The 22622-nt window shown below is 71.7% G+C and carries 19 protein-coding genes and 1 tRNA gene; 8 read left to right on the forward strand and 12 right to left on the reverse strand.

What is annotated here, in order from left to right:
- The first annotated feature begins 12 nt into the window (after positions 1-12).
- The 5 genes from BLR99_RS03735 (at position 13) to BLR99_RS03755 (ending at position 6089) form a co-directional block, all read left to right on the forward strand.
- Positions 13-501 carry a cupin domain-containing protein gene (locus tag BLR99_RS03735; RefSeq protein WP_011796996.1) on the forward strand — a complete coding sequence of 163 codons (489 nt, stop codon included), beginning with the start codon at positions 13-15 and terminating at the stop codon, positions 499-501.
- Positions 502-753: 252 nt separating this feature from the next.
- A complete protein-coding gene (locus tag BLR99_RS03740; protein ID WP_011796995.1) occupies positions 754-2298 on the forward strand; it encodes a DegQ family serine endoprotease in 1545 nt (514 codons plus the stop codon).
- A 196-nt stretch (positions 2299-2494) separates the two neighbouring features.
- Positions 2495-3154, forward strand: a complete 660-nt coding sequence (locus BLR99_RS03745) for a response regulator transcription factor (RefSeq protein ID WP_011796994.1) — start codon at positions 2495-2497, stop codon at positions 3152-3154.
- Positions 3151-4680 (forward strand): ATP-binding protein, encoded by a 1530-nt coding sequence (locus BLR99_RS03750; RefSeq protein WP_377703594.1) that lies wholly within the window; start codon positions 3151-3153, stop codon positions 4678-4680. Before BLR99_RS03745 ends, BLR99_RS03750 begins: the two co-directional genes overlap by 4 nt.
- Complete coding sequence (locus BLR99_RS03755) at positions 4677-6089, forward strand: phospholipase D-like domain-containing protein (RefSeq protein ID WP_011796992.1); 1413 nt, start codon at positions 4677-4679, stop codon at positions 6087-6089. Before BLR99_RS03750 ends, BLR99_RS03755 begins: the two co-directional genes overlap by 4 nt.
- Before the next feature lie 7 nt (positions 6090-6096).
- Here the strand turns inward: BLR99_RS03755 and BLR99_RS03760 are convergent, their stop codons facing one another.
- The 3 genes from BLR99_RS03760 to BLR99_RS03770 all read right to left on the reverse strand — a co-directional run bounded on the left by BLR99_RS03760 (position 6097) and on the right by BLR99_RS03770 (position 8869).
- Positions 6097-6963, reverse strand: coding sequence for an alpha/beta hydrolase family protein (locus BLR99_RS03760; RefSeq protein WP_138919909.1), 867 nt, complete (start codon positions 6961-6963; stop codon positions 6097-6099).
- The gene (locus BLR99_RS03765; RefSeq protein WP_139160134.1) at positions 6960-7493 is read right to left on the reverse strand and encodes a hypothetical protein; all 534 of its coding nucleotides are present in this window, start codon (positions 7491-7493) and stop codon (positions 6960-6962) included. Before BLR99_RS03765 ends, BLR99_RS03760 begins: the two co-directional genes overlap by 4 nt.
- A gap of 98 nt (positions 7494-7591) precedes the next feature.
- Complete coding sequence (locus tag BLR99_RS03770) at positions 7592-8869, reverse strand: putative Na+/H+ antiporter (protein ID WP_011796989.1); 1278 nt, start codon at positions 8867-8869, stop codon at positions 7592-7594.
- 288 nt (positions 8870-9157) lie between these two features.
- On the opposite strand from BLR99_RS03770, the gene BLR99_RS03775 reads away from it, so the two are divergent.
- Positions 9158-9424: a hypothetical protein gene (locus tag BLR99_RS03775; protein WP_017440462.1), complete on the forward strand. Its 267-nt coding sequence runs from the start codon at positions 9158-9160 to the stop codon at positions 9422-9424.
- Between the two features lie 140 nt (positions 9425-9564).
- Here the strand turns inward: BLR99_RS03775 and BLR99_RS03780 are convergent.
- Positions 9565-9639, reverse strand: a tRNA-Arg gene (locus tag BLR99_RS03780).
- Between the two features lie 114 nt (positions 9640-9753).
- Between BLR99_RS03780 and BLR99_RS03785 the strand changes: the two genes are divergently transcribed.
- The gene (locus BLR99_RS03785; protein WP_041827570.1) at positions 9754-10047 is read left to right on the forward strand and encodes a hypothetical protein; all 294 of its coding nucleotides are present in this window, start codon (positions 9754-9756) and stop codon (positions 10045-10047) included.
- A gap of 43 nt (positions 10048-10090) precedes the next feature.
- Here BLR99_RS03785 and BLR99_RS03790 read toward each other — a convergent pair whose 3' ends face one another.
- The 5 genes from BLR99_RS03790 to BLR99_RS03810 are packed head-to-tail and all read right to left on the reverse strand — an operon-like array spanning position 10091 to position 19124.
- Positions 10091-14512: a translocation/assembly module TamB domain-containing protein gene (locus BLR99_RS03790; protein WP_048857634.1), complete on the reverse strand. Its 4422-nt coding sequence runs from the start codon at positions 14510-14512 to the stop codon at positions 10091-10093.
- A 32-nt stretch (positions 14513-14544) separates the two neighbouring features.
- The gene (locus BLR99_RS03795) at positions 14545-16434 is read right to left on the reverse strand and encodes an autotransporter assembly complex protein TamA (RefSeq protein ID WP_011796985.1); all 1890 of its coding nucleotides are present in this window, start codon (positions 16432-16434) and stop codon (positions 14545-14547) included.
- A gap of 5 nt (positions 16435-16439) precedes the next feature.
- Positions 16440-17627, reverse strand: a complete 1188-nt coding sequence (locus BLR99_RS03800) for a vWA domain-containing protein (RefSeq protein ID WP_011796984.1) — start codon at positions 17625-17627, stop codon at positions 16440-16442.
- A gap of 19 nt (positions 17628-17646) precedes the next feature.
- Positions 17647-18252, reverse strand: coding sequence for a GNAT family N-acetyltransferase (locus BLR99_RS03805; protein WP_011796983.1), 606 nt, complete (start codon positions 18250-18252; stop codon positions 17647-17649).
- Between the two features lie 17 nt (positions 18253-18269).
- On the reverse strand, positions 18270-19124 hold the full coding sequence (locus BLR99_RS03810; protein WP_011796982.1) for an AAA family ATPase: 855 nt from the start codon (positions 19122-19124) through the stop codon (positions 18270-18272).
- Positions 19125-19238: 114 nt separating this feature from the next.
- Between BLR99_RS03810 and BLR99_RS03815 the strand changes: the two genes are divergently transcribed.
- The gene (locus tag BLR99_RS03815; protein WP_011796981.1) at positions 19239-19904 is read left to right on the forward strand and encodes a c-type cytochrome; all 666 of its coding nucleotides are present in this window, start codon (positions 19239-19241) and stop codon (positions 19902-19904) included.
- A gap of 147 nt (positions 19905-20051) precedes the next feature.
- Here BLR99_RS03815 and BLR99_RS03820 read toward each other — a convergent pair whose 3' ends face one another.
- The 3 genes from BLR99_RS03820 to BLR99_RS03830 form a co-directional block, all read right to left on the reverse strand.
- On the reverse strand, positions 20052-20201 hold the full coding sequence (locus tag BLR99_RS03820; protein WP_017438322.1) for a hypothetical protein: 150 nt from the start codon (positions 20199-20201) through the stop codon (positions 20052-20054).
- 117 nt (positions 20202-20318) lie between these two features.
- Positions 20319-20753 carry a DUF1841 family protein gene (locus tag BLR99_RS03825; protein WP_011796980.1) on the reverse strand — a complete coding sequence of 145 codons (435 nt, stop codon included), beginning with the start codon at positions 20751-20753 and terminating at the stop codon, positions 20319-20321.
- 48 nt (positions 20754-20801) lie between these two features.
- Complete coding sequence (locus BLR99_RS03830) at positions 20802-22622, reverse strand: hypothetical protein (protein WP_011796979.1); 1821 nt, start codon at positions 22620-22622, stop codon at positions 20802-20804.

A 22622-nucleotide genomic window follows, 5' to 3' on the forward strand; every position in this document is an offset into this window, starting at 1 on the left:
TGGAGACATCACATGCTTGCCAAGCAAAAATCCCGCGAAGAGTACGTTCAGATGGACGACATGCCCTGGGCGCCGTTCCCGGATGCTTTTTCAAAAGGTGGCATCACCTGGCGCCTGCTCCACGTGTCGCCCGAGGCCGGCACCTGGACCGCCGCGTTCGAATGCCCCGCCGGCTCCTCGTTCAACTCGCATTTCCATACCGGACCCGGCGAATACTTCCTCTACAAGGGCCGGATGGACGTGCGCGGTGGCAAGGAGTTCGGCGGCGACACTGCCGTTGCTCCGGGGTACGGATTCGAGTCGTCGGGCGCACGCCATGACCAGACCTACTTCCCGGTGGAGAGTGCCTTCTACATGACGTTTTCCGGTCCGCTCGCCTTCATCCATCCCGACGCGTCGGTGATCGCCAATATCGGCTGGGAGGAGGCGCAAGGTGCGTGGAACGCGTTCGCCGACACGCACCAGGCGCAGGCGAAGAGAACCACCTTGAAGGACGAGTGATCGTCTCCACGGCGCGAGCACGGGCTCCGGGCGGGTCATTGCGACGCGCATGGCCGAGGAAGGCCCATGCGATGCCGCCAGGCGCGGTGACGTCGCTGCGCTCATGGCCCCGGCGGTCGGGGAGGGTGTCCGGCCCCGGGTCCGGCGCCTTCCCGACACCGCCCTAAGCCTCCCCTAACCTTCCTCTAAGCCCGCTCTAAGCCTCGCTGCGCACACTCCCGTTCATGCCACAACCCACCTGAAAGGTTTGCCATGAACACGATCCTCTCCACCCCCCGCCGCCTGACCCTCGCCCTGGTGGTCGCCGGGGCCATGGGGGCGACGGGCGCGGGGCTCGTCACCAACCTGCATTCCAGCCATGCCGCGGTGCCTCCCGCGGCCACGGGTCCGGTGGCTGCGGCGCCGGCCGCGTATTCCGGCGTGTCCGCCCCGGATTTCGCGCAGATCACGGCGCTCAACGGCCCGGCGGTGGTGAACATCAGCGTGACGGGCACGACCAAGACCTCATACAACGGCGGGGATGACGACGACGACGATGAGACGCCCTCTGCCCAGCACCAGCAGCCCCGCGGCGGGCAGGGCATGGATCCGGACGATCCGTTCTTCGAATTCTTCCGCCGCTTCGGCATGCCCGGCATGGGCGGCGGCCGCATGCCGCAGCGCGAGGTGCCGATGCGCGGCGAGGGCTCGGGTTTCATCGTGAGCCCGGACGGCGTCATACTGACCAATGCCCATGTGGTCAAGGGCGCCAGCACGGTCACGGTGAAGCTCACCGACCGGCGCGAATTCCGCGCCAAGGTGCTGGGCTCCGATCCCAAGACCGACATCGCCGTCCTGAAAATCGACGCGAAAGACCTGCCCGTGGTGCACCTGGGCGATACGAAAAAGCTCGCGGTGGGCGAATGGGTGCTGGCCATCGGCTCGCCCTTCGGTTTCGAGAACAGCGTGACGGCGGGCGTGGTGAGCGCCAAGGGCCGCGCGCTGCCGGACGACAGCTTCGTGCCCTTCATCCAGACGGACGTGGCGGTGAACCCCGGCAACTCCGGCGGCCCGCTGTTCAACTCGCGCGGCGAGGTGGTGGGCATCAACTCGCAGATCTACAGCCGCTCGGGCGGCTACCAGGGCGTGTCATTCGCGATCCCGATCGAAGTGGCGGAGCGGGTGAAGGAGCAGATCCTGGCCACGGGCAAGGCCAGCCATGCGCGCCTGGGCGTGTCGGTGCAGGAGGTGAACCAGGCGTTCGCCGATTCCTTCCAGCTCGACAAGCCCGAGGGCGCGCTGGTGGCGGGCGTGGAGCCCGGCGGCCCGGCGGACAAGGCCGGCCTGAAGTCGGGCGACGTGATCCTGCGCATCAACGGCCAGCCCATCGTGGCGTCCGGCGACCTGCCGGCCTTCGTGGGCCAGTCGGCGCCCGGCTCCACCGCGCGCATGCAGGTGTGGCGCCACGGCAAGCAGGAAGAGATCACCGCCACCCTGGGCGATGCGAGCGACAAGCCGGCCAAGCTGGCCAGCGCCGACAAGGCGGTGGGCAAGGGCCAGCTGGGCCTGTCGCTGCGGCCGCTGCAGCCGCAGGAGCGCCGCGAGGCCGGCGTGAGCGGCGGGCTGGTGGTGGAAGAAGCGCGCGGCCCGGCCGCCCTGGCGGGCGTGGCCCCCGGCGATGTGCTGCTGTCCATCAACGGCACGCCGGCGCAGAGCATCGAGCAGGTGCGCGCCGCGATGGCCAAGGCGGGCAAGTCGGTGGCGCTGCTGATCCAGCGCGACGGCGACAAGATCTTCGTGCCCGTGCCCCTGGGCTGACCCCTCCCGGGCGGAGGCCGGTTGCCGCCGGCGGAGCCCAGGGGCTCGGCCCGCATTGGGCGGGCCCATGTCCCTGCGGCCCGGCCGGTTCCTACGCGGCGCGGCGGGGCCTGCCGCTATCCTTGGCGGATGGCGCCGGGCCCCGGCCTGCTCCCGGCCGGCGCGAGAACGAACCTACCTTTCGAGGACACCTGCCATGCGCCTTCTGCTGGTGGAAGACGACACGATGATCGGCGAAGCCGTGTATGACCTGCTGCGCGCGGAGCAGCACGCGGTGGACTGGGTGCGCGACGGCGAGATGGCCGATACGGCGCTGCGCACGCAGACCTACGACGTGGTGCTGCTGGACCTGGGCCTGCCGCGCCGCGACGGCCTGCAGGTGCTGCGCGATCTGCGCGCGCGCAAGGACCGCACGCCGGTGCTGGTGGCCACGGCGCGCGACGCGGTGGCCCAGCGCGTGCAGGGCCTGGACGCGGGCGCCGACGACTACGTGCTCAAGCCCTATGAACTGGACGAACTGCTGGCGCGCATCCGGGCACTGGCGCGGCGCGCGGCAGGGCGGGCCGAGCCGGTCTATGAGCACAAGGGCGTGAGCATCGATCCGGCCACGCGCGAGGTCACCGTGAACGGCGAGCCGGTGGTGTTGTCCGGGCGCGAATGGGCGGTGCTGGAGCCGCTCATCGCCCGCCCGGGGCGCGTGCTCTCGCGCGCGCAGCTCGAGGAAAAGCTCTACAGCTGGAAGGACGAGATCAGCAGCAATGCGGTCGAGGTCTATATCCACGGGCTGCGCAAGAAGCTCGGCGCGGACCTGGTGCTGAACGTGCGCGGCGTGGGCTACATGGTGCCGAAGGTATGAGCGGAGCGGTGGACAGCGGCCCGGGCGAGGGGCACGGCGAGGCGTCGGCCGGTGCCTCCACGCCGGCCGCCCGCGCGCGCCGCCGCGACCGCTGGATGGACGCCCTGTCCGCGCGCGCGCCGCATTCGCTGCGGGCGCGGCTGCTGTGCTTCCTGTTCGTGGCGATCGTCTGCGCGGCGCTGCTGCAGTTCGCGCTCGCCTACCGCTCGGCGCTGGCCGAGGCGGACCAGATTTTCGACTACCACATGCAGCAGACGGCGATGGCGCTGCGCCCCGGCGTGCCGGCCATGGCGGAGGGCACGCCGGAGCCGCTGGAGCAGGAGGAGGAGGAGGAGGAGAGTACCGAGTTCGTGGTGCAGATCTGGTCGTCCGACGGGTTGCGGGTGTTCGAATCGTCCGTGGGCGCGGCGCTGCCGCAGCGCGCGGTGCTGGGTTTCTCGAACGTGCGCGCGCACGGCACCACCTACCGCGTGTTCTCTGTGCAGACGCGCTCGCAGGTGATCCAGGTGGCGCAGGACATGGCCGCGCGCCGCGAGATGGCGCGCGACCTGGCCTGGCGCACGGCGGGGCCGATCGCGCTGCTGGCGCCCCTGCTGGCGCTGGCCGTGTGGTGGGCGGTGAGCGGCTCGCTCGCGCCGGTGGAGCGGGTGCGGCGGCAACTGGCGAAGCGGCAGGCGGACGACCTGTCGCCCGTGCATGCGGGCGCGCTGCCGGACGAGGTGCGGCCGATGGTGGACGAGCTGAACCTGCTGTTCGAGCGCGTGCGCCGGGCCTTCGAGGCGCAGCAGCATTTCGTGGCGGATGCGGCGCACGAGCTGCGCTCGCCGCTGGCGGCGCTCAAGCTGCAGCTGCAGGGCCTGCAGCGCGCGGGCAGCGAAGAGGCGCGCGCGGTGGCGGCGGGGCGGCTCGCGGCCGGCATCGACCGTGCCACGCGCCTCGTGGAGCAGTTGCTGGCCCTGGCGCGGCAGGAGGCCAGCGCCGCCGCCGGCACGCCGCCCGAGCCCGTGCCCCTGGCCGGCCTCGCCCGGCAGGCCGTGGCCGATGCCACGCCGGCCGCGCAGCACAAGAACATCGACCTGGGCCTGGTGACCGGCGACGCGGTGGCGGTGCTGGGGTATGCGGATGCGCTGCGCATCCTGCTGCGCAACCTGGTGGACAACGCCGTGAAGTACACGCCCGACGGCGGCGTGGTGGACGTACACGTGCGCGAAGTGACCGCAGGTCCGGGGCCTGCCGGCGTGGAGCTGGTGGTGGAAGACAGCGGCCCCGGGATCGCCGAGGACGACCGCGAGCGCGTGCTGGGGCGCTTCTACCGCGCGCCCGCGGCGGCCGGCAGCGCGCCGGTGGGGGGCAGCGGGCTGGGCCTGGCGATCGTGGAGTCGATCGCGCGGCTGCATGGCGCTGCGGTAGCGCTGGACGCCTCGCCGCGCCTGGGCGGGCTGCGCGTGGCGGTGCGCTTCGCGGTGGCGGCCGGCGTTCCGGCGCTGCCGGGCGGGGGCACGGGGGGCCCGGGGGGCGGCGCTTGACGCGCTTCGCGCTGCTTTCGGGCCTGGGGCATGCGGTTTTCGTGGCCGTGGGCCTGCTGATCTACGTGATGGCCACGCGCATCGGCCGCCAGCGCCGCCACCCCTCGGCGGCCATGGGCTGGGTGCTGGCGATCGTGGCCTTCCCGTATGCGGCGGTGCCGCTCTTCCTGATGTTCGGCTCGCGCAAGTTCGTGCGTCCGCAGCGGCGCGCCGCCCCCATGCTGGCGGCCGGGCCGGCATCGCTGGTCGCCGGTCCGCTGCCGGCGCCCGGGCCTGCCTGGGCCACGCAACTGCTGGCGGGGCTGGAACTGGCGCCGCCGGTGCGCAATGCGCGCATCGCGTTCCACGGGCAGGGCGCGCAGGCGCTGGAGGCGCTGCTGGCCACGGTGGATTCGGCGCGGCACAGCCTGGACGTCTGCACCTTCGTCTTCGGCGACGACGAGGTGGGCCGGCGCGTGGCCGCGGCGCTGCAGGAGGCCGCTGGCCGGGGCGTGGCGGTGCGGCTGCTGCTGGACGCGGTGGGCAGCCTGGGCATGCCGCCGGAGCTCTCGGCCACGTTGAAGCAGGGCGGGGTGCAGGTGCGCCGCTTCATGCCGCTGCTGCACAACCCGATGCGCGGCCATACCAACCTGCGCAACCACCGCAAGATGGTGGTGGCCGATGGCGAGCGGCTCTGGAGCGGTGGCCGCAACCTGGCCTGCGAGTACTTCCTGGACCGGCCTCGGCTGCCGGCCTGGATCGACCTGAGCTACGAGATCGACGGGCCGATCGCGCTGCAGGCCGCCGCCCAGTTCGCGGCCGACTGGCAGGCGGCGAGCGGGCGCATGGCCCGCGCGGTGCTGCCGCGGCCGCTGCCCCCCGGCCCGCCGGAGGGCGTGCCCGCGCAGTGGGTGCCCAGCGGCCCCGACCATGCGGACGACACGGTGCATGCGCTGCTGGTGGCCGGCGCCTACCACGCGCGGGAACGCATCGTGGCGGTGACGCCGTATTTCGTGCCGGACGATGCGCTGCTCGATGCCTGGTGCCTGGCCTGCCGCCGCGGCGTGCAGGTGCGCCTGCTGGTGCCCGAGCGCTCCAACCACCGGCTGGCCGACTGGGCACGCGCCCGCGCCCTGCGCGAGCTGGCCCAGGCCGGCGCGGAGGTCTGGCTCGCGCCCGGCATGGTGCATGCCAAGGCCGTGGTGATCGACAACGACCTCGCGCTGTCGGGCTCGCTCAACCTCGACGCGCGCAGCCTGTTCCTCAACTACGAGGCGATGACGGCCTTCTACGGGCCGGAGGAAGTAGGGTGGCTGGCGGGCTGGTGCGAAGAGCAGTTCGACCGGGCCCGGCGCCTGCATGCCCGCCCGCCGTCGTGGCCGCGGGACATCGCCGAAGGCGTGATCCGGGCGGTCGGGTTCCAGCTGTAGCCTGGATTCAGCGTGTGAAGCGCGCCAGCGCGGCCTCGTAGTGGTGGCGGTTCCCGTGGTAGCCCGTGCCCGGCGGCCCGTAGGGCTTCGGAGGCGTGCCGCCCAACCCGTCACGGTCGGTCAGCCCCAACCTCAACCGGACCAGTCCCTCGGACGATCGACCGATGGCGTGCTGGCGGTCCATGAGGCATTTGCGGGGATTGGCCGCGTAGTCCAGGGTCAGCGCGATGCCGCGTGGCTGGGTGAAATCGTAGCCATGGGGGCTCTGCGCCAAAGCGTGCGCCTTCTGCTTCGGGTTGAGCAGCATCGGATCGAGCAGCACCACTGCCGGGGGTGGGGCCCACGGCAGGTGGCCTTGCAGCACCGCTGCGAACATCTGCGCACTGCCCCCACCCATGGACAAGCCGCAGATGTGCGACACCTGAACCGTCGGATCGGCCTGCAGTGCCTTGGCGACAAGTTGCGCCGCCTCGCAGGCCATGCGGTAGACCCGTCCCACGCCCCCCTTCAGGGTGGTGCCGTTCTGCTGCGTGCTTCCATCCGGCATGCCGTCGAAATAGATGCTGACGCGCCAGGACGGACCGCCCGGTACGGCCGGCGTAACGGGTGTCTGGCGGATCGTCATGTGGGTCTTGGTCGCTACGTTGGCGAGCCTGTGGCGGTCGCTGGAGTCGAGGTTGCACCGCAACGGCGTGTCGCGGTCCATGTTGACGATGTGCATATTGTCATAGACCGAGAACACGCCCATGTCCAGTGCTGCCAGGCTTTGGCGAATGCCTTCGGCAAGCGCTGGAGCCGGTAGATAGCCGGTGCTGCCCGGCAGGCCGAGGGCGGTTCCCAGGCTTTGCAGCACTGGTTCTGGCAGGGAGTTCACGCTGGCATGGGAATAGTCCCTGAGATCGATGCGGGTCGTGGTGGCCTGCCCCTCCCCCATGTGGGCGTGGTGCTGCCGTACCAGGGCTCCCAGGCCTGCGACGCCTGTGCCCATTCGGGCTCCTCCAGGCCCAGGGTCGCCGCGGAATCCGCATCGAAGAGGTTCTGCCATTCCTCTTCATCGGGAGGGTTGATCCGGTGGTCGGTATAGGGACCACCGCGGCCGATGTGCGGCCCCTCGTTCGATTCGCGAACGCTCTGGAGCGCGCGGGTGGCCAACTGTTCGGTGTACTGGCTCCGGACAAAGGGCTGCCTGCGGTCCAGCCTGGGGGCGGATGCGTGCTCCTGCGCGCCGCCGGAAGCCATGCCCTGCCGGGTCGGAAGGTGGTCCGACGCCGTGGAGTGCGGCGCCTGCCGGGAAGCGCGCTCGGCAGCCTGGGAAGAGCTTTCGCCTTGGGAACTGCGGTGGGTTTTTTTGCGGGAAAACGGGTTTAGATGGATGGGTGCCATGTGGATGATCAGGGAGATCAAAGCACCAGGGTAGGGCAGGGGGGCGCAGCGCATGTTCCCGGCACGAAGCCGTGCGCCCGGTGGCGAAGCGACGGCAGCGCGTGGGCCGCCCGCCCCCGTTACAGCACCAGGAAGGCCGCCGCCGCCACTGCCGTGGGCACCAGCGCGCCCAGCAGCAGCTCCCCGGCGCCGACGGTGCCGTCCGCGAAGCCCGGCTTGAGCAGCGCCACCCCGGCCGGGTTGGGCGCATTGGCGATCACCGTGAGGCCGCCGCCGGCCACCGCGCCGGCCACCAGCAGGTACTGGCTCTGCGGCGGGATGCCGCCGATGAGCGAGCCCAGGTAGGTGAGCGCCGCGTTGTCGGTCACCGCCGTCAGGCCCAGGGCACCGAAAAACAGCGCCAGCGGCTCCAGACTGGAGACGATGGGCTGCAGCCACCAGCGCTGCAGGCCGCCCAGCACCACCAGGCCCGCGAGGAAGAAACCGACGAGCAGTGCTTCCTTGAGGATCAGCGGGCTCTGGTGCCGCGCATAGGCCTGCGTGAAGCCCAGGAACAGCAGGAACATGCCCAGGAAGGCGACGGGATGGTGCGCGAACACCACCACGCCCGCCAGCAGCGCGATGTGCACGGCAGACACCAGCGCCGGGACGGCCTGAGCAGCGTCTGGCGCGCCGGAGGAGACGGCCGCGTGCCCGGCATGGCGCAGCAGGTGCGGGCGCAGCGTCCACGCCGCGAGCGTGGCATTGGCCGCCACGGCCAGCGCGGCCTTCCAGCCGAAGTGCGTGAACATGAAGGCGCTGTCCCATTGCCAGGTCGAGGCCACCATCAGCACCGGCGGCGCCGCGTAGGCGGTGAGGGTGCCGCCGATGGAGACATTGACCAGCAGCACGCCCAGCGCGAGGTATTTTGCGCGTTCGGGAATGCCGGCGTGGAAGGCCACGGGCGCGAGCAGCAGGGCGGCCAGCGTCATCGCCGCCGGCTCGGTGACGAGGGAGCCCAGCAGCGGCACCACCGACAGGCCCAGCCAGGCCATGGCCACGGGTCGTGCCACGGGCAGGCAGCGCGCGGCGGCCTCCACCGTGCGGGTCACCGCGTCCAGGATGGGGCGGGACGCCGCCACCACCATCACCACGAAGACGAACAGCGGCTCGGTGTAGTTGCGGGATTCCGCATAGGCGAGGGCCTCGGCGCCGCCCTGCAGCAGGGCCAGCAGGGCGATCAGCACGATGGCCCAGAAGCCGAAGACCACCTCCACCTCGCCGAGCAGGTGGAAGAGGCCGGCATGGCGCGGGAAGCGCCGCGAGAGCCGTTCGAACTGGCTGGCGGCGAAGGTGTGGAGCAGCGCGACGGCGAAGACCGCGGCGGCAACGGCCGGAACGAGGGGATGGGTGTCCATGGTGGGATGCGGGAGGCTCGGGGTCGTATCCGCGCGGCGGCAGACCTGCGCACGGGCCTTCCGTCTTCACCGGCGTCGCAGTGCGGTGAACGGAAAGGGGCACCTGACGGGGCACGAGTTTAGCGCGCCCGGTGCGTGGAGCCGCGCGCAGCCGCCGCCGGCAGCGGGCCGGCGCCGTGGCGTGGGCGCGGCAGGCTCCGCCAGCGGGTCGGGCTGCCCGCTGACACGGCCGGGCCGCGGGGGCCGCGATGCTGGATGCGTGCCAAAACACCGACAGGAGATCGCACCATGACCATGCACAAGACCTTTGCCGCCCTCGCCGCTGCCGCAGCCCTGCTGGGCGGGCATGCCGCCCACGCCCAGGTGGGCAAGGCCGCCTCCGAGGCGGCGGATGCCACGGAGCACAAGATCGACCAGAAGCGGGCCGAGAACGACGCCAAGCACAGCGGCCCCGTGGGCAAGGCCGTCAACAACGCGAAGGCCGGCTACCACAAGAACCGCGCGGAGCACTCCAAGGAAAAGGCGAAGGAATCGCTGAAGAAGTCCACCGACTGACGGCGGCTGTCGTCCACCGGATCCCAGGGCCCGCCTCGCGCGGGCCTTTTCATGGGCGGCACGGATGGCCGCGGCAGCGGTGATGCGGGGCGGACAGGGGGGGAGAGGCGTCGTCGGAGGCCGGGCACGGCGCCGGAGGCTGGTCCCCTCAGCAGGAATCGAACCTGCATCTAGCGCTTAGGAGGCACTCGTTCTATCCATTGAACTATGAGGAGAGGACGGCGGATTGTAAGGCCGGCCGCGAACTCCCCCGGATTGGCACCCGAACGCCGGGCGATCCAGCCGAAGCCCGCCTTGGAGACTGTTTGAATATACAGTATGCTCCGGCCATGCCTTTTGAACAGATTGCCATCGCGTTTTTCGGCGCATTCGCCGCGTGGCTGTCGCAGGCGCGCTCGGCGCGCTGGCGGCGCTGGGCGTGCGTGGTCGGGCTGCTGGGGCAGCCTTTCTGGTTCTGGGCCGGATGGCGGTCGGGGCACTGGGGCGTGTTCGCGGCCTCGGCGCTCTATGCGCTGGCCTGGCTGCAGGGTGCGTGGGTGTACTGGCTCGCGCCCCGCAGGGCGGGGGGCGATGCGCCTGCGGGGCTGGGCACCATCCAGCTGGCGCCCGGCGGCCGGGGCTGACCGCCGGCCGGCCGCGCCTCGCGCCGCGCCGCGCCGCACTGCGTCAGTCGTACCGCAGCGTGTAGATCAGGTCCACCGCGCTCTGCACGCCCGTCTGGCCGCGCAGCGTGAGCCGCTGCGTGAGGTCGTAGAAGATGTAGAGCGTGCCCAGGGCGCCCGACAGGCTGCGCTCGTAGGTGACGTACAGATCCTTGGACAGCCGCTTGCCGAAGGTGAGCGCGGCGCCCGAGGCGTCTTCGCCGCTGGCGCCGGAGTTCGGTCCGCGGAAGCCGATCTCGTCCAGCCCCAGGCGGCTCGCGAAATTGCCCGCACCGGCGTTGCCGCCCCCGCCGCCCAGCAGGGCCAGCGCGGCCTGCTGCAGCAGCGCGGCCTCGGCGCCGCCGGCGGCGGTGCTGCGGCCCAGGACCACCCAGGAGAGTTTTTCGGCGTCGGGCAGCTCGGGGTCGGAGTAGAGCGCCACGCGCGGCGCCTTGGCCGTGCCGGAGACCTGCACGCCCGCGCGCACGCTGATGTTGGGCCGGATGGCCAGCACGTCCAGCGCGGGGTTGTCGTAGGGGCCGTTGAAGCGCGCGAGGCCGGTCTCGATGTTGAGCGCCTGCCCCCATGCGCGGTAGCGGCCCTCGACGGTGCGGACCTCGCCGGTGATGCGCGGCGGGCCGCCGGCCGTGGTGGCGCCGCGGATGTCCAGCTCGCCGGCCAGGCGCGTGGTCACGCCGTGGCCCTGCAGCGCGAAGTCGTCGCCGAGGTCGAAGGTGAGGGCGATGTCCGGTGGGCGCGCGGCTTCCACGCGGCCGGCCTGGGCGCCTTCGCGCTGGGCGGCCTCGGCACGGGCACGGTCGGTGGCGGCGGAGCGTACGACCACGTCGCTGCCCAGGCTGGGCGCGCCGGCCTCCGGGAGGATGATGGTGGCCCGGTCGGCGGTGAGCTTGCCGCGCAGCGACAACTGGCCTTGGCGCAGCTGCGCGCGCACCTGGCCCGAGACGCTCACCTGCCGGTCGGCGCGCACCAGCACCTGCAGGGCGCGCGCATCCGCGGTGAAGTCCATGGCGATGCCCGAGCCGCCCGCTGCGGCCTCCCGGCCCATGCCGGCCCAGGACACGGTGCCGGTGCCCGAGAGGGTGCCGCCGTCCTTGGGCGCGGCGGTGCGGTTGCCGCTGAAGCCCGCGATGCGTGCGCTGCTTCCGGGGCCGCCGTTCACGCGGAACTCGGTGATCTCGAGCCGGTCGCCGCGCAGCGCCGCGCGCAGGCGGCCGTTCTGCAGGTCCACGCCGTCGAGCAGCGAGCGCACGGCCAGCTGGTCGGCGGCGAGCGTGCCGCTCCAGCGCGGCGCGGTGCGGGTGCCGGACAGCACCACGTCGGCATCGAGCGTGCCCTGCACGCGCCAGCCCGGCGGGGCGAGCGTGGACCACACGCCCACGTCGGGCAGCCGCGCGCGCGCGGTGGCGGAGAGGGGCGCGTCGGCGGGCCATTCCCACCCTTCGCCCACGCGCGCCAGGTGCGTGGAGGCCTCGGCCTGGACCTGGCCGGCGCGCTCGCTGTCCCATTGCAGGCGCGCGCGCACGGTGTCGCCTTCCGCCTGCACGCGCACTTCGGCGGCGCGCACGCCGGCGGGGGTGCCGGCGCCGCGCGGCGTGTCGGTCGCGGAGGCGTTGGCGGCGGCAGCCGTTCCACGGACCATGCCGGCGGCCGGCCCCGTGCCGGTGCCCGCGCTCGGGCCGCTGCTGCGCACGACGGTGGCCGCCGGCGCGTTGCCGGTCAGCAGGCGCAGGTCGCCGGAGGTGCGGCGCAGGCTGGCGGACGCGCGCAGGGTGTCGCCCGCGTCCACGTCCCAGTCGCCGTCGAAGACGAGGTTGCCCTGCACGCCCAGGCGGTCCAGGGCGTCGCTGCCCTGCGCCAGCGCTTCGGCCCAGGCCATGGGCAGGCCCTGCAGCTGGCCGCGCGTGCGCAGCTGGAGGCCGCCCGATGCGGTGCGCGCGAAGCGCACGGGCTCCCAGCGCAGGGTGACATCGCCCGGCGCGGGCGCGGACACGCGCGCCTGCCCGCCGGAGGTTTCCACCTGCAGCGTGGGCGCGGTGCGTGCCGACACGGTGAGCGGCTGCGCGAACTGCACCGTCCAGGGGCCCGGGCGCTGTCCGTCGCGGGCCTGCAGGCGCAGTTCGTCGATCTGCGCGCGCCACTGGTCCGGGCCGGCGGCGCCGCCGGAGCCGCGCAGGCGCAGGTACAGCCGGCGCTCGTCGAGCCGCGCCTCGCCGTCCAGGGAAAGCGTGGCGCGCGGCACGGAGCCGGCCACGTCGGCCCGCACGGCCGTGAGCCTGAGCGTCGCGGGGCCCGCGCCGGTGCCGGGCCGCGGCGGCAGGGCCACTTCCCAGCGCGGGGCGGCGAGGCGGGCCTGCAGCTCGAAGGGGCCGGCGGCGGTGGCGCCGCCGGTCCGGGGCTTTGCCACGAGTCCGGCGGTCTGCAACTGGCCCAGCAGGGATTCCCAGCCGCCGTTCCAGCGGGCGTCGAGGCGCGCCTCGCCCTGCAGCGCCGCGCCGCCGAGGGCGGTGCCCAGGCCGGGAACGGATTCGATCCAGCGCTGCACGCGCTGCGCGTCCGCGACGCGCAGGTCCAGCGTGCCCGCGCCGGCACGCGGGGCGATGCGGCCGTCCACCTGTGCGGTGGCGCCGGGCAGCGTGGCCTGCAACTGGCCCTGGGCGGAGCGGTCGGCGGTGTCGATGCGCAACTGGCGCGCACTGGCCTGCACCTGCAGCGCGTCCAGCTGCAGCTGCGCCAGGGTGAGCAGGGTGCCCTGCCAGGTGCCTTCGGTGGCGAGCCGGTCGATGCGCAGCGGCGGGGCGGCCTGCGCGGTGGACGTGCCGCCCTCGCGTGGCGCGCGGCCGGTGCCTGCGGAGCGGATGTCGGCCGAGAAGCGCACCAGCGGGACGGGCGCGGCATCGTTGTGGTCGGCGGCGGGGGCGCCGTCGCTGCGCGCGCGCGCCCGGCCGGACAGCGGCGCGGCGTCCAGGGTGCTGAGCACGGCGTCGGGCCGCACGCCGCGCAGTTCCAGGTCGCCCTGCAGGGCATGCGTGGCGGGCGTGAAGGCGCCTTCCAGCGCGATCGTGCCGCTGCCCACGCGGGCGGTGGCCTGGGGCACGCTCCAGCGTGCGCCATCGAAACCGGCGCGCGCGTCGATGGATTCGACCGGCAGCCGGCCCTTGTCCCAGGGGCCGGGCAGGGCGTTTTCCAGCTGGGCGGACAGGGCCCAGCCGGTCGCTGGCGGCGTGCCGGCGGACGCGGAGGGCGCGGAAGCGGCCGATGCCGGTGCCCGGGCAGGCGCCGGCTGCGGCACGGCCTGCGGAGCCCCGGTTCCTGGCGCGGTGGCCGGCGCGGGCGCGGCTTCGATGCGGCCGCTCAGGCGCGTGGCAGGGGCCTGGGGCCAGATCGCGGCCACGTCCAGGGCCTGCACCTGCGCCTGTGCCTGCAGCAGGGGCTGCGGCGCCCAGGGGGCGACGCGGGCCTGGACCTGGGCCTGCATGGGCTCCGTGCCGGAAGGCGTCGTGCCGGCGGGGGATGAAGCAGCTACCGAAGCGGACGGCGTGGTGGGCGTGGCGGGGGCCGGACGGGGCGCGGAGCCGGCGCGGCGGGGCGCGGACGCCGCGGGGCCCCGCGGCGCTGCGGCCTGCGCGGCCACGGCCTGCAGGCGCCCGGACACGTCCAGGCGCGCGGCGGCCGTGGCGAGGGTGCCGCGCACCTCGGCGCGGGCAGTGGCTTCCAGGTCCGCGCCGCCGCCGGGAGCGGGTGTGCGGACCACGCCGTCGGCCGTGAGTTCCAGGGCCATGGGGGCCTGTGCCTGCAGCGTGGCGCTGCCGCTGTAGCGGCCCCGGGCCAGCTCCAGGTTGTCGAGCGTGGCGCTGTGCTGGTCGCCGTCGAAGCGGTAGCGGCCGGCGAGGTTGCGCACGGTGGCGGGGCTGGCGGCGGCCCAGGTGATTTCGTCCACGCGCAGGGGAATGTCGATGCGCAGCGGCAGCACCAGCTGTTCCAGGGGCTGCACCGGCTTGTCCGGCTCGGGCTCCGCGGGCGTGCGCGGCGTGGCGACGATGCGCGCGGCATGCACTTCGCCCAGCGAGAGTTCGCGCTGCAGCAGCGGCGGCAGGCTCCAGCCGATGCGCGCGTCCTGCACTTCCACCACGAGGGTGGGGCTGCTCCAGCGCAGCCAGCCGATCTGCCCGCCCGCGCGCACGGAGCCGGAGACGTCGCGCGTTTCCAGGGTCTGCCCGGCCGGCAGGTAGCGGGCGACCTGGGCGAGCGCGGTGGCCAGGGAGTTGCCGGTGCCCGTCCACCACCAGGCCGCGGCGAGCAGCACGAGCAGCAGTGCGATGAGGCTGGCGAGGGACCAGAGCGCGATGCGCAGGGCACGCCGCCGGGGTGCGCGGGGTGGCGGGGCCGCGGCGGCGGCATAGGGGTTCGGGGTCTGGTGCGTGGCCATCGGATCGCGCGGATAAAAGCGGCCGGAGCCGGTCAGAAGCTGAAACCCAGGCGCAGGTGCAGCCGCAGGGCCTTGGCCTGCACGCCGTAGGCCACGTCGGCCTGCAGCGGGCCCACGGGGCTGCGCCAGCGCAGGCCGGCACCCACGCCCACGCGCGGATCGAAGTCGCCCCAGCGGTCGGCCACGGCGCCGGCGTCCACGAACACGGCGCTCTCGAAGTCGGTGCGGTTGCCGCGCAGGGTGATGGGGCGCTGCCATTCCACGCTGCCCACCGCGAGGTAGCGGCCGCCGTAGAGGGTGTCGTTCTCGGTGCGCGCGCCGATCTTGCGGTAGCCGTAGCCGCGCACGGTGGTGTCGCCGCCCGTGAGGAACAGCTGGGTGACCGGGATGTCCGCGCCCTGGCGGGCGATCACCGCGCCGCCTTCAGCGCGCAGCGAGAGCCGGCTCGAACGGATGACGCCCTCGCCCATGTCCACGCGGCCCAGGGGCACGAAGGATTGCCAGCGCACGCGCGTGCGCACGAACGGCTCGCGCTCGGGACGCAGCGTCGTGCCCACGCCCAGTTCGGCCGCGAGGCCGTAGCCGCGCGTGGGCGAGGTGTCGTTGTTGAAGTAGCGGCCCGTCCAGCCGTAGTTGGCGCTGATGGCGTTGCTGGAGGGTGGCGCCGACGGGCCGCGGCTCTTGGAGTCGTCGTACTGCAGGAAGTAGCTGCGGTCGATATGCCCGGTGCTTTTCGTGCGGCCGCCGCGCAGGCGCACGCTGTCGGTGTCGTAGCTGCCGGTTTCCTCGCGCTGCACCTGCGCGCCGCCGAACCAGCGCCAGCCGCTCTCCTCGGGCAGGGCCGTCCATTCGGTGGAGAGCAGGCGCGTCTTCTGGTCGATGGCGACCTTGCTCACCGCGCGCCAGCCGATGCCGGGCAGGCGGTTGTGGATATGGTCCACGCTCAGGCGCGCGCCGGTGTCGGTGGAGATGCCGACGCCGAACACCACCTTCTGCAGCGGCGCCTCGCGCACCTGCGCGGTGACGGGCGCGGCCTGCGGGTCGGTGCCGTCGGTGTCGAGGGCGAGGAACACCGCGTCGTAGTAGCCGCTGCTGGCCAGGCGCGCCTGCGCGTCCAGCAGTTCCTTCTCGGAGTAGTCCGAGCCCGTGGGCAGGCGCGCGATGCGGCGCGCGCCGTCGGGGTCGTAGCGCTGAGCACCCTGCACGCGCAGCGCGCCGAAGCGGTAGGGCGGGCCCGGGGCGTAGGTGACGCCGAGTCTGGCCTCGCTGCGGTCGGCGTCGATCTCGGCGCGGCTGGCGTCGATGCGCGCCGTGGGGTAGCGGCGGACCTGCAGCTGGCGCAGGCCGCCGGCCTTGGCGCCGTCCCAGGCGTCCTGCGTGAAGGGCTGGCCGGGCTGCAGCGACCAGGAGCGCTGGATGCGCTCCTTGCGGCGCGCGAAGCCGGGCGATTCGGCCTCGGGGCCGGTGAAGGCGATGTCGGTCGCGGCGACCAGGGTGCGCGGGCCGGGCTCCACGTTCACGGTGATGGACCGGGGCGCGGGGCCGCCGGGTGTTTCCTCCAGGGCGATGGTGAGGGTGGGACTGAAGTAGCCCATGGTACCCAGCAGCTCGCGGGCATTGGCGTCGGCCGCGCCGAGCAGGCGCGAGAGTTCGCTGGCCTGCAGGTCGGGCAGCTTGCGGAAGCGCTGCAGTTCCATGTGCCGCTCGAGCAGTTCGCGCACGGCGTCGGGGCCTCGCACGTCGAGCGTGAAGGCATCTGCGCCGCTTGCGGCTTCCCCGTTATCGGAGGCGATGGTGGCGGTGTTGTCGTCGCTGTCCGCCTTGTCGCGGGCGCCGGGCAGCATGCTGCAGCCCTGGAGCGCCACGAGACTCAGAAGCAGCAACGCCGGCCAACGGGCCGGCGCTGTAGTCAGGCTGGGCATGAAGTTTATTTTGACAGCAGCCGCATGGTCTCCTCGAGGCCTTTGAGGGACAAAGGATACATCCGCCCCCCCAGCAACTGTAGGATGAGGCCGATACTTTGCCGGTACTGCCAGACGCCCTGCGGTTCGGGGTTGATCCAGGCGTGTTTCGGGAAGGCGTGGGTGAGCCGCTGCAGCCATTCCGCGCCGGGCTCCTCGTTGTGGTATTCCACGCTGCCGCCGGGCTGCAGGATCTCGTAGGGACTCATGGTCGCGTCGCCCACGAAGATCAGCTTGTAGTCGCGGTTGTACTTGCGGATGATGTCCCAGGTCGGGAACTTCTCCGCGAAGCGGCGCCGGTTGTTCTTCCACATGTAGTCATAGACGCAGTTGTGGAAGTAGTAGAACTCCAGGTGCTTGAACTCGCTCTTCACCGCCGAGAACAGTTCTTCCACGCGCTGCACGTGCTCGTCCATGGTGCCGCCCACGTCCATGAGCAGCAGCACCTTCACGTTGTTGTGGCGCTCGGGCACCATCCTGATGTCCAGCCAGCCGGCATTGGCGGCCGTGCTGCGGATGGTGTCCGGCAGGTCCAGCTCCAGGTCGTTGCCCTCGCGCGCGAAACGCCGCAGGCGGCGCAGGGCGACCTTGATGTTGCGCGTGCCGAGTTCCTGGGTGTCGTCGTAGTCGCGGTACGCGCGCTGCTCCCACACCTTCACGGCGCTCCTGTTTTTGCCCGCGCCGCCGATGCGCACGCCCTGCGGGTTGTAGCCGCCATGGCCGAAGGGGCTGGTGCCGCCGGTGCCGATCCACTTGCTGCCGCCCTCGTGGCGCTCCTTCTGCTCTTCCAGGCGCTTCTTCAGCGTCTCCATGAGCTCGTCCCAGCCCATCTTCTCGATGGCGGCCTTCTGCTCCGGCGTGAGTTCGCGCTCCAGGATCTGGCGCAGCCAGTCGGCGGGCACTTCCTTGCGGAAGTCGGCCACCATCTCGACACCCTTGAAGTAGGCGCCGAAGGCGCGGTCGAACTTGTCGAAGTGCTTCTCGTCCTTGACGAGGACGGTGCGCGCGAGGTGGTAGAAGTCGTCGAGGCTCCAGCCGTCCTCGGACTTCGGGCCCACGACACCCGCCTGCAGCGCCTCCAGCAGGGCGAGGTATTCCTTGACGGATACCGGCAGCTGGCCGGCGCGCAGCGCGTAGAAGAAGTCGATCAGCATGGGGCTCTTCCTTCGCGCGTCAGGCCGCTGCCGCGCCGTGCCGTTCCAGCAAATAGAGCAGGTGGGCCTTCGTCTCGGGCCATTCGCCCGCGCGCAGGCTGTACATCACCGTGTCGCGGATGGTGCCGTCGCGGCGCAGCGCGTGGCCGCGGAGCACGCCGTCCTTCTTCGCGCCCAGGCGCTCGATGGCGCGCTGCGAGGCGAAGTTGAAGTTGTCGGTGCGCCAGCCCACGACGTGGCAGCCGAGCGTGTCGAACGCATGGCCCATCATGAGCAGCTTGGCGGTGGTGTTGACGTGGGTGCGCTGCACGCGCCGGGCATACCACGTCCAGCCGATCTCCACGCGCTTCACGGCGGGCAGGATGTCGTGGAAGCTGGTGGTGCCCAGCACCTCGCCGCTGGCCTCTTCGATGACCGCGAAGGCGAAGCGGTGGCCCTGGGCGCGGCCTTCCAGCGCGGCCCCGATGTAGGCGCGGGTGTCGGCGGGCTCGGGCACCGAGGTGACGCGCAGCGTCCAGAGTTCGCCGTCGGCCGCCGCGGCGGCCAGGCCCGCTTCGTGGGCGGGCGCGAGCGGCTCCAGGCGGATGCCGCGGTCCTGCAGGACGACGGGTTCGACGAAGGCCATGGCGTGCGCTTCCCGGGTCAGCGGTTGCGCTGGTTCATGAGCACCAGCTTCTCGAAGAGGCCCACGTCCTGTTCGTTCTTGAGCAGCGCGCCCACGAGCGGCGGGATGGAGACCTTGTCGTCCGCGCTCTGCAGGGCCGAGAGGGGAATGTCTTCCGCCACCAGCAGCTTGAGCCAGTCGATCAGTTCGCTGGTGGAGGGCTTCTTCTTGAGACCGGGCAGGTTGCGCACGTCGTAGAAGGTCTTCATCGCCGCGGTGAGCAGCTCGCTCTTGAGCGTGGGGAAGTGCACGGCCACGATCTGGCGCATGGTGTCCGCGTCGGGGAAGCGGATGTAGTGGAAGAAGCAGCGGCGCAGGAAGGCGTCGGGCAGCTCCTTCTCGTTGTTGGAGGTGATGAAGACCAGCGGGCGGTGCCTGGCCCGGATGAGTTCGCGCGTCTCGTAGCAGTGGAACTCCATGCGGTCGAGTTCGCGCAGCAGGTCGTTGGGGAATTCGATGTCGGCCTTGTCGATCTCGTCGATCAGCAGCGCCACGGGCTGGTCGGCGGTGAAGGCCTGCCAGAGCACGCCCTGCACGATGTAGTTGCGGATGTCCTTCACGCGCTCGCCGCTCTCGGCGTCGCCCAGCTGGCTGTCGCGCAGCCGGCTCACGGCATCGTATTCGTAGAGGCCCTGCTGGGCCTTGGTGGTGGACTTGATGTGCCACTGCAGCAGCGGCAGGCCGAGGGTGCGGGCCACCTCCTCGGCCAGCAGCGTCTTGCCGGTGCCCGGCTCGCCCTTGACCAGCAGCGGGCGCTGCAGGGTGATGGCCGCGTTCACCGCGAGCTTGAGATCCGGCGTGGCGACATAGCTTTCGGAGCCTTGGAATTTCATGGTCGTTGCGTGCGGGCGGTGAGGGTAATCGTTGATAAATGGCCGGAAGGGGCGCTGGCTATAATCATTTTGGCCCCCGAGCACCGACAAACTCCATTGGATTGTGCGCGCAAAATGAACAAGAAGTTGACCACGATATTCGCCGTCGCTGTCGCTTGCGTGACCGCGGTGGCGCATGCCCAGGACGTCAAGGGAGACGTGAAGGCCGGGGAAGGCAAGATCGCCATGTGCATCGGCTGCCACGGCATCCCGGGCTACCAGGCGAGCTTCCCCGAGGTGTACAAGGTGCCGATGATCTCGGGCCAGAACGCCGGCTACATCGCCTCGGCGCTGCAGGCCTACAAGAAGGGCGACCGCAGGCACCCGACCATGCGCGGCATCGCCGATTCCCTCTCCGACCAGGACATCGCCGACGTGTCGGCCTACTACGCCGGCCAGGCCCGCCAGGGTGGCGCGCCCGCCAAGGCCTCGCGCGAGCCGAGCGCCCAGGTGGCGCAGCTGCTGCAGAAGGGCGCCTGCGTGTCCTGCCACGGGGAGAACTTCTCCAAGCCCATCGATCCGTCCTACCCGAAGATCGCGGGCCAGCACCCCGACTACCTGTTCGCCGCGCTCAAGGCCTACAAGACGGGCGGCCCCGCCGCGGCCGCCGTGGGCCGCTCCAACGCGATCATGGCGGGCATCGCCAAGCAGTTCTCCAATGCCGAGCTCAAGGCCCTGTCCGGATATCTGGGTTCGCTCGACGGTGAATTGCAGGTGGTGCGGCAATCGGGCTTCCGCTGAGTTTCGCGCCGCGGGCGCATATTCCAGGGTATTTACCCATTTCCTTTTTCGGGAAAATGCCGTTGATTAATTGCGGCGGGTGAAGCCGCGGTGCCGCTCAGAGGGGCGTGGCCAGGAAGTTCACGAGGCGGTCGCTGGCCGTGTGGGTCACGGCGTCGAGCAGGCGGGCGCTTCCTGGTCGATCAGCGCATCGATCTGGCGGTGCTGCGTGACCGCCTGCAAGGCCACGGTGCCGATGAAGAGGGCCGCGAGCGGGACGGCGATGGCCGTGCGCAGGGACAGGCGCCAGCGCCGCACTTCAGTACCGCCCTTCGAAACCCTGTTCCCGGCGTGCCGGAGGTCGGATCATGGTGGGGCTGCCGTGCTCGTCTTCGGGTGTTTGCTATTTTTATTATAGCTACCGCCGGGGCGGTTTCAGTCGCGCGTGGCCCGGCGCTGCACGCAGGCCACGTAGGCGTCGCCATCGGGGGGGCGCCCCGAGCGCTGGCTCTCCCAGAGCATGGTGCCCAGGCATTCCATGGCGGCATGGTGCGCATCCTGCAGCGATCCCAGGCGGGCGGCGAGCAGTTCCACCGCCTGGCGGATGCCGCGCGGCTGGTCGATGCTGCACTGCTCGCTGATCGAGAGGTGCATGGACAGGTGCAGGAAGGGGTTGGTGCGGCCGGGCGTGCGGTCGTAGTCGCGCGCGAGGGCCGCGTCCACGTTGGAGAGCTCTTCGTGGTATTCGGGGTGTTCCGCGATCCACAGGCTGGCCAGGGTTTCGATGGCTTCCATCGGCTGGCCTGCCTGGGCCTTGGCATGCACCGCGCAGAAAAAGCGGCGCACGTCCGCTTGCGTGGGATTGAACATGATGCCGCGCAGCGTAGCACGGCGGCATCGTCCCTGCGCGGTGCCATATCAGGCCGTGGGCCGGGCCTGCGCGCCGTGCGGCGGTACGGAGGCATCGTCGTCCGTGGACTCCTCGATCTCCTGGGCTGCGGCATGGCGCTGCCGCGCCTGCGTGGTGTGGCCTGTGCCGGACGCCGTCGCCTGAGAGCTGCCGTCCGGCGCAGGAGCCGTCGCCGGGGCGGCGGGCGCCTGCGCGCTCGCCACGGCGGAGCGCACCCTGGCGTGGGCCTGGTAGGTCTGGTTGGTATTGCGGTAGGCCAGGCCGAAGGCGGCGGCCGTCGTGCCGACGCCGAGGAACGAAGTCAGCGCGGGGGCTGCCTTGTCGAGGCCGGTGGCCCTGGCCGCCTGCTGCACCGCGAGATTGGCCATGCCCGCGAGCTGGTTCCAGGAGAACCGCGCGACGGAGTGGTCCAGGATGCGGTCGTGGTCCTTCATGGGCAGCTTGCTGCCCGAGTTCCACACCTGCCGCGCGCCGACCTGCTTCGTCTCGTAGTGCTTGCCCACTCCCGCGTCGATCGCCTCCACCGCGGTGTTGAAGAGCCCGCGGACCAGGGCCACCAGGGCCGCGTTCTCCAGTTGCGGATCGTTGACCGGGTTGTTCGTGTCCGCCACCTGGAACTGCAGCCCGCTGAGGCTGACGGAGCGCGCGTTCAGCACCGCGCCGACCACGGCGTCGGAGGCCGTGCTGGCGCCCATGGTCATCAATGTGTACACCGCCGCCATGGAGCTCATGTTGGCATTGTTCACGCCGCTGGTGCCGGGACCGCGGGTATCGACGAACTTGAGGCTGGCCTGCATCAGTTCGCGCATGGCGGCGTAGATGATGTTGCGCACCTGGGTGGCGAGCACCCGTGCCGACACGCTGGGGTCCCCGCCGGCCGCGGCGGTGGCGCCCATCACGAAGTTGCCGGTTTCGGCGATGACCTGGTTCGCCGTCACGCGCCGCGAATCCGCCCGCTGGATCTCTTTGTGCCTTGCCTTGTCCTGCGGGGACATGGCGTCCCATTGCGCGTCGGTGAGGCCGAAATGGCCCTTGACCGCCGCTTCCGGATCGCGGTCCATGCGGGCATGCCGCAACTTCGTGTGCGCCAGGACGGCCGCCATCGACACGGCGGTCTGCATGCCGACGATGGCGAAGGGGTTGTCCTGGGCGAACCTGGAATTCACGATGCCGCGGTAGATCTGCAGCATCGCGTATTCGCGGGAGAAGGTGGGAATGCCGCAGGTCAGCAACTGCTGCACCGTGTGGCCGGCGAAGGCACCCACGGCCGCGCGGCTGGGCAGCCGGTCGCCCACGACGTCCTGCGCGCTTTGCCGGGTGAACTGGCTGGTGACCTCCCAGCCCTGCTGCGCCTTCGCCGCCGTGTAGTGGTAGCCCTGCACGGCTTTGTCCTTGACCGCCATGGCGGCCTGTCCCGCGTACGCGGCACCCGTGGCCGCGCCGCTCCTTACCTGGGCCATCGAGCTCTGCGCCAGATTCCGGGCCCTGGATGCCAGGTTCCTGCCCTGCCGCAGGAGCCGTGCGCCCCTGCCCGGGACGGGCGTGTCGGTCTGGGCTTCCACATCGGCCATGTAGCGCAGCGACATTTCGCGCACCGGGGCCCTGGGCGCATCGTTGCGAGGGGGCCTGGTGGAAGAGGCCGCGGCGGAGGTGGAGGCCTGCGCATCCGGCCGTGCGAGGCGCTGCAGTTCCATTTCCGGCAAGCGCCGGCTGCCTGCGCGGACGATGGGTGAAGCCGGCTGGCTGCTGGCGGGCTGCGTCTCCTTGCCCGGGGAGGTCAGCAGGTGCCGGGGCGAGGCGCTCGGCGCGGAGGTGGAGTTTTTCAGCAT

It is taken from the genome of Paracidovorax citrulli, assembly GCF_900100305.1.
Lineage (GTDB): Bacteria > Pseudomonadota > Gammaproteobacteria > Burkholderiales > Burkholderiaceae_C > Paracidovorax > Paracidovorax citrulli.